The sequence below is a fragment of the Bradyrhizobium liaoningense genome (assembly GCF_018130825.1).
GTDB classification, from domain to species: domain Bacteria; phylum Pseudomonadota; class Alphaproteobacteria; order Rhizobiales; family Xanthobacteraceae; genus Bradyrhizobium; species Bradyrhizobium liaoningense_B.
In genome coordinates this window covers 661,575-670,705 of sequence record NZ_JAFCJS010000002.1, presented here as the reverse complement: position 1 = coordinate 670,705, position 9,131 = coordinate 661,575, and the positions used below count along the sequence as shown (strand labels likewise).

The window sequence follows — 9,131 nt, the reverse complement described above, 5'->3', positions numbered from 1 at the left end:
TTCCACACCGTCATTGCGAGCGCAGCGAAATCCTCACACGGTAATCAACGTCTTGATCGCGCGCCGCTCGTCCATGGCGCGGTATCCCTCGGCCACCTCCGACAGCGGCAGCTTGAGATCGAACACCTTGCCCGGCTTGATCCTGCCGGCGAGGACGCGCTCGATCAGGTCCGGCAGGAAGCGCCGGACCGGCGCCGGTCCGCCGAGCATGCGCCGCTGCGCGAAGAACATCGCCTCGCCTTCGAAGGTCACCCCGTGAGGCACGCCGACATAGCCGATCGACCCGCCGGGCCGTGAGCAGGCGATCGCCTGCGTCATCGATTGCTGCGTGCCGACGCACTCCGGAATCGGCACCGACGCCGCCGGTGAGGTCCTTGATGCGGGCAATACCCTCTTCGCCGCGCTCGGCCACGATATCGGTCGCCCCGAGCTCGGTGGCGAGCTTCTGCCGCGCAGCGTGACGGCTCATGGCGATGATCCGCCCGGCGCCCATCTCCCTCGCCGCCAGCACGCCCATCAACCCGACCGCGCCGTCACCGACCACGACGACGGTCGAGCCCTCGCGGACATTGGCGGCGTCGGCGGCATACCAGCCGGTGCCGAGCACGTCGGAGGTCGCGAGCAGATGGGGAATGAGATCGGCCGATGGGAGCTCCGCGGTCGCCACCAGCGTGCCGTCGGCCAGCGGCACGCGCGCGTAGGGGGCTTGCGCGCCGGACATGAACTCGCGCTGCACGCAGGAGGAATGGAAGCCGAAGCGGCAATGCGGGCAGGTGTTGTCGGAGATGCAGAACGAGCCGACGACGAACTGGCCGGGTCGCACCGTCTTCACCTCGCTCCCGATCTCGACCACGACGCCGCAATATTCGTGGCCCATATGTGCGGGGCCGTCGGTCGGCTGCAGGCCGCGATAGGGCCACAGGTCCGAGCCGCAGATGCAGGTCGCCGACAGCTTGATGATGGCGTCGGTCGGCTTGAGGATTTTGGGGTCGTCGACCGCTTCGCAGCGAACGTCGCCGGGACCGTACATGAGCGTTGCCAGCATGGTCGTATCCTTTCGGGGTTTGATCGTCAGGAGAGAAGCTCGATCCGCAGCGGATACTTTCCGCGCGTGAGCAGGGGCTGAGCGCCACCGTCGAGACGGCCGAGACGGATCAGCCCGTTGGAGTAGCGGTAGTTGCCGTGGAAGAAGGCGAGATTGCCCCAGGGCGCGAAGTAGCAGAGATCGCCCGGCGCCTCGTCCGTGAACGGCCCGCTGCCGTTCTCGGTCAACTTGCGCGGCAGATAGGCGATCTTCTCGTTGGTCGAATAATCTTCGATGGCAAGGTCGAGCGGCAGCAAAGCGACGAGGTCCCGCGCGGGCGGGATGTCGAGGAGAGTCGCCGTAAAGCTATGGCGGTCGAAGGCGCATCGTATCTGCATGTTTGCTGCTCCCGTCTGACCGGAGGCGTTCGTCGCGGTCAGGCCGGCGACGGAGCCGGGCACTGCGGCGATGGCCACGAGGCCGCCGACAATTGTGCGGCGCGTGGGGCAGTGTCTGGACATGATGCGTGCGCCTGTGGTCGGGACGGCGGCCAGGCTGCGGCCATCCGTGGCAGCTGAAATAGCGCTCCGCTCGCACCCCGATTAGATGGAATAGTCCGCTTGCATTAATCGACCTGCGGCATAAATGGATGGTTTCAGCGGCGGACAGCGATGGCCAGGCACGATTTCAACGACCTCTTGTGGTTTCTCACCGTCGCCAGGGAACGCAGTTTCACCAAGGCGGCCGCCAAGCTCGGCATCGCCCAGTCGACCCTGAGCCACACCATCAAGCGTCTGGAAGACCAGATGGGCATCCGGCTCCTGACGCGCACGACCCGCAGCGTCGGTCTCACCGAAGCCGGTGAGCGCTTGCGGCTGTCGATGGCGCCCCGCATCGCCGAGATCGAGGCCGACATCGCCGACCTCATGGCATTCCGCGACAAGCCCTCGGGGCGGATCCGGATGACGATTTCGGACCATGCGTTTCACAGCGTGGTGTGGCCGAAGCTCCAGCCGATCCTGAAGGACTACCCGGACATCAAGCTCGAGGTCAGCCTCGACAGTGGATTTCGCAACATCGTCGAGGAGGGATTCGACGCCGGCGTCCGCCTCGGCGAGAGCGTCGAGAAGGACATGGTCGCCGTGCGGATCGGGCCGGACTGGCGGCTGGTGGCCGTGGGCTCACCCAGCTACTTCGCCGAGCACGGCGCGCCGACCCACCCTCATGAGCTCGTGCGGCACAATTGCATCAACCTCCGCATGGAACGGGCGGGCGGGCTGTATGCGTGGGAGTTCGCGAAAGGCAGCCAGGAGCTTCGCGTCCGCGTCGACGGACAATTGACGTTCAACAATTCCTACGCCCAGGCCGACGCGGCGTTGAAGGGATACGGCATCGCCTATGTGCCGGAGAACATCGCGCGGCAGCACATCGCCTCGGGTGACCTCATGCTGGTGCTGGACGATTGGTCGCCGACGTTCGACGGTTACCACATCTACTATCCGAGCCGCCGCCAGAACGCGCCCGCCTTCAAGGTCATCGTCGATGCGCTGCGCCATCGCGGCGACTGATCGGGATGCTGCCGGCGGAGGACGAGACGTCGTGGATCGCGCTCGCATTCCGCTGGCTTGCCGGAGGAGTGAGAGCCGGCATTTCCGCAAGGCACCTCTTCGATCCCGAATGGGCACGCGTCCATCTCGCGCAGTCGAAAGCATGCTATCGTACCACTTGGGATAGCGCTCGCTAATCCCTGGATTTGGGAGAGATAGTCATGAAGACCTTCGCGTTTGTCGTCGTCGGGCTCGCTGTCACAACCCTGTCGATGCCGGCAGCCAATGCTCAATACAAGTGCTCCTGGAGCGGCGGCACGATTTCCTCCGTCCCGTGTGCCAAGCGCTACGCCGTCAATTACGAAGCGTGCCGCAAATACGTCATAGAGCATGGCTCGACGTCGGCCGACGCCATGTGGTGGTGCACGAGCCAGGGCTACACGAAGTAGCGGCACAAGTGATTTGATAGGCCACGCAGGGCGATCTGATGCCAGCTAGGAGGCTGCCGTGCCTGGCGGCGTCTTCCGTGCGTCCAATGCAAAAAGCAAAAAGGCCCCGTCCGAGCGGGGCCTCCTTGTTCGATCGTGCTGGCGCGCACTAATCGTCCCAATGATGATAACGACGGATCACGACGCCGCGGTCGTAGTCGCGGTCGTGATGGTACCAGCCACGGTGCCAGCCGCGGTCATGCTGGTAGACCCGCGCGCGGGGGCCGTCATAATAGTCCCTGTCGCCGCCGACATAGACGCCGAATCCGGCCGCATTGGCGATGGTGGGGGTACCGATTGCAAGCGTCGCTAGCGCTGCGAGAGCGTAAGTCAGCTTCTTCATCTGTTCCTCCTTGGTTTGCGTCCGTCGCGAGACAACGACCGCCACCATCGCCTGTTGCAGGAACGGGCAAGAAACTTTCTTGAACGGCTGTTCAGGTCCAGCGTCATCGCAGCCGCATGGACTGCCGTTCGTTGGGTTTCTTTTGTTCCGCTTGTGGCGCTGAATGCCGGTGTCGAAGGGCCGAGCCGGTTCCAGCCCCACAGGCCAACAGAGCCGCAAATCAGCACGTCGGCGGTTTACGGCGGCAAGCTCTCTGAGAGCTCGAAAATGACCGCACGGCGCCTGACGGGATCGCTAACCTGTTCGGCAATCGGGATGGCCGCTGTGACGTCACCGGACCTTGCCGTTGCTACGGCAAGGGCGCGAAGAAGCGATTGGTGAATGTTCGGATCGGTCTCGTCCTTCAGAAAGGTCTGGACCTCACGGGTCTCTTCGAGCCGGCCATGCTCGGCATCCCAAAATGCGATATTCAAGAGGCTGAACGGCCTGTAGCGTTGCGGCGTGGAGTTGGCGATGTCGGCCGCCATCCTGGGATTATCGAGCCGCAACAGCATCACGATGAGTCTTTGATAGCCCGCATTGCGGTTGATCTCGACCCAATTGGACGGCTTGTCCGACACCGCGGGCAATTCCTTCAGCGCGGCCTTGACACCGTCGGTATCGCCGCGCGCCGCTCGCAATATAATCCGATCGAAACGAAGCTCCATGTCGGTGTGGTCCTGAACCACACCGGGCGCTCGCTGCTCCACGACGGATTGCGCTTTGTCGTAGAAGCGCGCGGCCATCTTCTGGTCGCCGCGCTTGGCGTAGGCCACTCCCAGCGCTTCCAGCGTGTCCGCGTCGGGCGCGCCGGCCGGATAAAGGGCGCTGAAGGCCAGGGCCTGCTCGATCTTGCCTTGCTCGGCCAGCATCGTCACGGCCGTTTTGAAGACGTGTCGCGGATCGGCCACCATTGGCCTGCCGAAGACGGGGATGTCGTCCAGCTTGTCGGCTTTGATGAGCGCTCTGATCACCTCACTCAGAGCGTTATTGCGCCACCCTGCATCCAGATCCGATATCAGATCTAGCGCTTCCTGGACCTGGTCGGCTGCGATCAGCCCCGTCGCCGCCACTGCGAAATACTGCCATCGCGACGCCGGCTGCGAGGCGGGCTGGCTCATGAGCTGCCGCTTCGCCTCGTCAATATCCGCGGCCGTCAAATATTGGGGATGGCTCCGGTAGTTGGTCAGAGCAAGGACATCAAGACGTTCCTTGCCGACGAGCGGCCCTTGATCGCCGCGCAGGGCCTCTTCGAGCAGGCAGGTTCGTGTCGGCTTGCTTTGGCAGCTTGCCCAGTCCGCTCTTGCCGTCGATCCCCAGGTAATCCAGCCGACAATGGCTGCGGCCGCCGCGAAGTAAATGCAATCCACTCTCACAGTCGATTTCCCCAACCCTGGTCTCACGAACGTGCGCAACCGGAAGAGCGTACTGGGTGCATGATCGCGAGATAGCACGTAAGGCGAGAAAAGCGCAACATGGCGCTGAACCGGAAATCGGCCACTTTGTTGTCCTGCGCTAGTCGCCAGACGAAGAAAACTCAATCCTCGAAAGAGTCAGGTGCTCCATGGATGAACATAGCGACGGTCGCGCAGGCGCCCGGCAGGCCGGGTTTGCCGGTGTCACACGCAAGGTGCTCGAACGTCTCCCATTGCCCGGCAAGCAGCAGGAGCTCATGGTCGTCGAGGTCACCTATCCGCCCGGCGGCACAGCGCCGCTTCACCGGCATCCCGTGGCGGGTGCGATCTACATCGTCGAAGGTGTCGCCGAATCCGCCTATGGCAGCGACGAGCCGCGACAATACCGGGCGGGCGAGACCTTGCAGGATCGGGCCGATATTCCGCACACCCTGTTTCGCAATTGCGACCCGGACCGTCCGCTCCGCTTCCTGACCATCTACGCGCTCGAACCCGGGCGCTCCTACACGATGGAGCCGTGAGGTTGCTGCGCTCTCACCGCTGGATACGATAGATCACGGCGTCGTTGCCGTAGCGGTTCGTGCTCCGCTCGAACAGGTAATTCGATTTCTCCAGCACGCGGCGGGATGCGCCATTGTCGACATGGACGATGCCGATGAGCGAGGGCAGCGCGAGCTGTGACAGCCCGATGCGCGTCATCGCGCTCGCGATCTCGCTGGCAAATCCCACTCCCCAGGCACTGCGCGTGAACGCGTAGGCGATCTCGATCTCGTCCACGTCATCCACGAGGATGTGCCTGATGCCCGCCCGCCCGGCGAACGCACCGTCCTTCGTTCGCAGCGCCCAGAGGCCGAAACCGTGGTGGTCCCAATGGGCCATGTTGACGTCGAGATAGGTCTTCGTCACCTCCGCCGAGCGAACGCCGCCGAGATAACGCGACACCTCGGCATCGAGATGCAGCGCAACGAGGTCTTCGAGATGACTTTCGTTCAGCCTTTCGGCGGTCAATCTGTTTGAGCTGAAGTGGTCCATGAACTGGATCGTTGCCCTGCTTTGATCGCGTTGTCGCCGGTTATCTCTTCCGGTTTGTGTTCAAGGCCGCGTTCCTGCTGCCGGTGACGCGGCGCACGTGCACTGACACCTCCTTCGGCGGCTTCAGGAAGCGCGACAGCATGGTTCGCAGATGGGCCAGGCTTTGCTCGACGTCCAATGACGGTGTGCGGATCGGCATCGCACGCGCGCCGTCGATGATGGCGAGCAGAATGTTGGCGGTAGCAGCCGGGTCCAGCTCCGGATCGATCTGCCCCTGGCGCTGCGCCATACCGATAAAATCGACCAGAAGATTCCGCGATACGCTGGCGTGTTTCTTGACGATCCCGGCGAATTGCGGATTTCGGGCGGCCTCCGCCAGTGCATCGAGACTGAGGACCTGAGCCGTGCGATGCCGCAGGCTGCCGCGTTCGAGATAGTCGATCAGGGCCTCGATGAAGTCAGGCGCGGCCGATATCTTGCCGAACTCTTCCGTCGCACGCGCGAGGCCGATATCGACCATCGCCTCGACGATCGCCTCCTTGCTCGGAAAGTAGTGATACAGATGCCCGGGACTGATCTTCGCCGCGGCACAGATGTCCGTCGTGCTCGCCCCGTGAAAACCGTCCTTGATGAAGCAACGAAACGCCGCGTCGAGGATGTCCTGGCGCTTTTGTTCGTGTTTGACGGGGTCCACTTTTCGCACGATCGGCGTCTCCAATTCTGACAAGCGCTTACCACAATTTGACCGCGGCTACGCCAAAAATAGAGAGGTAACTCTATTATTCTTGACAAGAGGCCCGGACCGATTATTAGAGAGATAAGTCTAATAATCGTCGCGAGTTCCTGTGGTGCGTATCTCTTCGCGTTTGTGCTGGGCGGACGTGGCCACGATGGCGACGCTGACGCTCGCGGGCTGCGCGACAGCTCCGCTGGATCGCGCGGGTTCACTTCGAAGCTATGACCGCCTGTCGGAGGCCGATGGCCTGATCACCAAGGCGCAGATCCGGGCGAGCAAGAAGGACCTGCTCGCTGCAAAGACCGTTCGGATCGCGCCCGCCACGTTTCCGGCGCGGGCCGGGGTGCCTCTCAACGAGAAGGAGCGAGCCTTGGTCGCGAATGCGATCAGCCGCGAGCTCTGTCTCAGGTTGAGCGAGAAGTTTCGCATCGTCTCGACCGACGACGATGCGGACCTGACGACTCAAGCCACGGTGACCCATGCGACGCCGACCAGCGAGACGGCAGCAGGGGCCTCGAAAGCTGCCGCGGTCGCGAAGACCGTGGCGTTGCCCGGCGTGCCCGTGCCGGTGCCGCGATTGCCGGTCGGCCTCGGCAGCCTGTCCGTCGAGGCCGAGGCACGAGACTTCGCCGGCTTCCAGAAGGCGGCGATGGTCTGGGCGCGTGGCGCCAATTCGATCACCAATTCGCCGCGCATCGCCAACGAGAGCGACGCCTATGACCTTGCATCGGATTTCGGCGCGGATTTCTCCAAGCTCATGCTGACGGGTGAGTCTCCTTTCGGAGGACTGCCTGCATTGCCTCCGGTCGAGAGCGTGGGGCCACGTTTCGGCGGCGCGCCCAAATACGTCGCCTGTGAGCAATTCGGCAGATTTCCCGGTGTGACCGGTTTCGTCGGCCAGCAGCTCGGCATGCCGCCCTCGTGGACGGACTCCGGCGCGAAGCCCTCGCCGACGCCAATTAACGAAGGACAAACGGCCTCACGATGAAGCGCTTTCTTCTGACCATCCTGCTCGCGACGCTCGGGCGCATCCTCACCACGCTCATCGTCTTGTCGATGGCGTCACTTTTTTCCCGCTGACGGGCGCTGGACATGAGCATGGGAAACGATCCCCGACGTCCTCTCTTCGTGGCCGATGCCGCCTGGCATCGCGCGCAACTGCCTGCGAGTCACGAGAGCGGCAAGGCAGAGGCGGTATTCGATACCGATTTCTGGATTTGGATTGCGCTGGCGTTCCTGCCGACAATCCTGGGCTGCCTGTATCTGCTTTTCTTTGCCGAGGTTTGACGTCACCGCACATCAGGTAGCGTAATCGTGCGTATCGAGTTCTGCGCCTTGTTGGCGCGTCATGCCGTCCTGCTCATGCTGTTCGTGCTCGGCGGATGTGCAACGCTTGCCCGGGACGATGTCGCCGACAGCCATGCCGCGCAACGGCAGCCCGCCTCAAGCACCGTGCATGACTATCTTCCAGTCCATGATCTGCCGCCTCAACGTGATGAACCTTTGATCCCCGCGGGGGAGCAGGACAGGATCAAGACGGAATTGACCGCAGCCCAACGTCAGGCGCAGCGCGTCAGCGCCAAACCGAAATAGAAATCCGGAAATAGGAATCCGGATGGCTAGAGCTCTTGCGAAACCCATCATTGCTTCTGAGTGTCTCGAAGCGTGATGGGTTTCGCTTCGCTCCTACGAAGATGCGCAGCACCCAGAGGCCGAAACCGTGCTGGTCCCAATGGGCCATGTTTCGAGACAGGTCTTCGTCGCCTTCGCCGAGCGCACGCCACCAAGATAGCGTGACACTTCGGTATCGAGATGCAGCGCGACGAGGTCGGCGAGGTGGTTTTGGCGCAGTCGCTCGGCGGTCGGTCTGTCGGCGCTGGAATGATCCATGGAAACAGTTCGTCGCCTGGGAGCCGGTCGCGATCTTGATGATGCCATCGTGCCGGTCTGCCCGGCGGGTCAACCGACGCCCGGCTCGCATCCCGGCGCGTCTGGCGCTCGCATGAAAGTGGCCCAGTGGCAGCTTGATCTGAATCAAGCACGCGGAATCATGGCCACACCACAACGCGACCTCAGGGGTTGCTGGCATGTTGGTGTGTGCGCAATGATTCCGACCTGGTACGTCACCTTCGAAGTGCGACAGCGAGGCATTCTGCCGAGACAACGCAGTCCGCGTGAGACGAAGACCTTCGCGACTGAGCATGAGGCGAAGCTGTTTGCGCGCGCCAAGCGCGATGAGGGACTTTCCGTCTTTGCAGGCACGATCAACCCCCACCTCCCGAAGCGGCTGATCCCGTCCTCCGGCATCAACGCCTGGCTTGCCGACGAACAGGACAGCGCCGCTGCACCCGGCGCTTCAGATGACGACTAAGCACCTTTCCGTGCATAGCGATGGGGCCGGAGTGTTGCCATTTTGGTACGGGCCAGGAATCCCCTCGCGCGTAAACTTCAGATGGTTCGCAGCACTTATGCACGCCAGCCTACATAAGGGCTTGTTTCTAACGAAC

12 protein-coding genes and 2 pseudogenes are annotated in these 9,131 nt (G+C 62.9%); 7 read left to right on the top strand and 7 right to left on the bottom strand.

The window, feature by feature from the left end:
* Nucleotides 1–33: 33 nt before the first annotated feature.
* Nucleotides 34–1,045, bottom strand: a pseudogene (locus JQ603_RS11595) (zinc-dependent alcohol dehydrogenase family protein).
* Between the two features lie 26 nt (nucleotides 1,046–1,071).
* Nucleotides 1,072–1,545, bottom strand: coding sequence for a cyclophilin-like fold protein (locus JQ603_RS11590; protein WP_245003551.1), 474 nt, complete (start codon nucleotides 1,543–1,545; stop codon nucleotides 1,072–1,074).
* 150 nt (nucleotides 1,546–1,695) lie between these two features.
* On the opposite strand from JQ603_RS11590, the gene JQ603_RS11585 reads away from it, so the two are divergent.
* Both JQ603_RS11585 and JQ603_RS11580 read left to right on the top strand, forming a co-directional pair.
* On the top strand, nucleotides 1,696–2,592 hold the full coding sequence (locus JQ603_RS11585) for a LysR family transcriptional regulator (RefSeq protein ID WP_212339594.1): 897 nt from the start codon (nucleotides 1,696–1,698) through the stop codon (nucleotides 2,590–2,592).
* 200 nt (nucleotides 2,593–2,792) lie between these two features.
* Nucleotides 2,793–3,020 carry a hypothetical protein gene (locus JQ603_RS11580; protein ID WP_212339586.1) on the top strand — a complete coding sequence of 76 codons (228 nt, stop codon included), beginning with the start codon at nucleotides 2,793–2,795 and terminating at the stop codon, nucleotides 3,018–3,020.
* Between the two features lie 148 nt (nucleotides 3,021–3,168).
* Here the strand turns inward: JQ603_RS11580 and JQ603_RS11575 are convergent, their stop codons facing one another.
* Together JQ603_RS11575 and JQ603_RS11570 are read right to left on the bottom strand one after the other, a co-directional pair.
* Entirely contained in the window at nucleotides 3,169–3,402 is a 234-nt protein-coding gene (locus tag JQ603_RS11575) for a hypothetical protein (RefSeq protein ID WP_212339585.1), read from the bottom strand.
* Between the two features lie 236 nt (nucleotides 3,403–3,638).
* Nucleotides 3,639–4,811: a hypothetical protein gene (locus JQ603_RS11570; protein ID WP_212339584.1), complete on the bottom strand. Its 1,173-nt coding sequence runs from the start codon at nucleotides 4,809–4,811 to the stop codon at nucleotides 3,639–3,641.
* Nucleotides 4,812–5,005: 194 nt separating this feature from the next.
* Here JQ603_RS11570 and JQ603_RS11565 point away from each other — a divergent pair, with 194 nt between their 5' ends.
* Entirely contained in the window at nucleotides 5,006–5,377 is a 372-nt protein-coding gene (locus tag JQ603_RS11565; protein WP_212339583.1) for a cupin domain-containing protein, read from the top strand.
* 13 nt (nucleotides 5,378–5,390) lie between these two features.
* On the opposite strand, the gene JQ603_RS11560 is transcribed toward JQ603_RS11565, so the two are convergent.
* Both JQ603_RS11560 and JQ603_RS11555 read right to left on the bottom strand, forming a co-directional pair.
* Nucleotides 5,391–5,888, bottom strand: a complete 498-nt coding sequence (locus tag JQ603_RS11560; RefSeq protein WP_212339582.1) for a GNAT family N-acetyltransferase — start codon at nucleotides 5,886–5,888, stop codon at nucleotides 5,391–5,393.
* A gap of 40 nt (nucleotides 5,889–5,928) precedes the next feature.
* Nucleotides 5,929–6,591, bottom strand: coding sequence for a TetR/AcrR family transcriptional regulator (locus JQ603_RS11555; protein WP_212339581.1), 663 nt, complete (start codon nucleotides 6,589–6,591; stop codon nucleotides 5,929–5,931).
* Nucleotides 6,592–6,778: 187 nt separating this feature from the next.
* Between JQ603_RS11555 and JQ603_RS11550 the strand changes: the two genes are divergently transcribed.
* The 3 genes from JQ603_RS11550 (at nucleotide 6,779) to JQ603_RS11540 (ending at nucleotide 8,217) form a co-directional block, all read left to right on the top strand.
* A complete protein-coding gene (locus tag JQ603_RS11550; protein WP_212339580.1) occupies nucleotides 6,779–7,612 on the top strand; it encodes a DUF3313 domain-containing protein in 834 nt (277 codons plus the stop codon).
* Nucleotides 7,613–7,722: 110 nt separating this feature from the next.
* Nucleotides 7,723–7,911: a hypothetical protein gene (locus tag JQ603_RS11545; protein ID WP_212339578.1), complete on the top strand. Its 189-nt coding sequence runs from the start codon at nucleotides 7,723–7,725 to the stop codon at nucleotides 7,909–7,911.
* 27 nt (nucleotides 7,912–7,938) lie between these two features.
* Complete coding sequence (locus JQ603_RS11540) at nucleotides 7,939–8,217, top strand: hypothetical protein (protein WP_212339576.1); 279 nt, start codon at nucleotides 7,939–7,941, stop codon at nucleotides 8,215–8,217.
* An 88-nt stretch (nucleotides 8,218–8,305) separates the two neighbouring features.
* On the opposite strand, the pseudogene JQ603_RS38030 reads toward JQ603_RS11540, so the two are convergent.
* Nucleotides 8,306–8,514: pseudogene (locus JQ603_RS38030) on the bottom strand (GNAT family N-acetyltransferase); the annotation flags it as partial.
* Here JQ603_RS38030 and JQ603_RS38505 point away from each other — a divergent pair.
* Nucleotides 8,513–8,995: a hypothetical protein gene (locus tag JQ603_RS38505; RefSeq protein WP_433996637.1), complete on the top strand. Its 483-nt coding sequence runs from the start codon at nucleotides 8,513–8,515 to the stop codon at nucleotides 8,993–8,995. The pseudogene JQ603_RS38030 and the gene JQ603_RS38505 sit on opposite strands and share 2 nt — an antisense overlap.
* Nucleotides 8,996–9,131 lie beyond the last annotated feature (136 nt).

Coding starts and splice junctions, on each gene's coding strand:
- JQ603_RS11590 (WP_245003551.1), bottom strand. CDS start 1,545: ATGTCCAGACACTGCCCCACGCGCCGCACAATTGTCGGCGGCCTCGTG.
- JQ603_RS11585 (WP_212339594.1), top strand. CDS start 1,696: ATGGCCAGGCACGATTTCAACGACCTCTTGTGGTTTCTCACCGTCGCC.
- JQ603_RS11580 (WP_212339586.1), top strand. CDS start 2,793: ATGAAGACCTTCGCGTTTGTCGTCGTCGGGCTCGCTGTCACAACCCTG.
- JQ603_RS11575 (WP_212339585.1), bottom strand. CDS start 3,402: ATGAAGAAGCTGACTTACGCTCTCGCAGCGCTAGCGACGCTTGCAATC.
- JQ603_RS11565 (WP_212339583.1), top strand. CDS start 5,006: ATGGATGAACATAGCGACGGTCGCGCAGGCGCCCGGCAGGCCGGGTTT.
- JQ603_RS11560 (WP_212339582.1), bottom strand. CDS start 5,888: ATGGACCACTTCAGCTCAAACAGATTGACCGCCGAAAGGCTGAACGAA.
- JQ603_RS11550 (WP_212339580.1), top strand. CDS start 6,779: ATGGCGACGCTGACGCTCGCGGGCTGCGCGACAGCTCCGCTGGATCGC.
- JQ603_RS11545 (WP_212339578.1), top strand. CDS start 7,723: ATGGGAAACGATCCCCGACGTCCTCTCTTCGTGGCCGATGCCGCCTGG.
- JQ603_RS38505 (WP_433996637.1), top strand. CDS start 8,513: ATGGAAACAGTTCGTCGCCTGGGAGCCGGTCGCGATCTTGATGATGCC.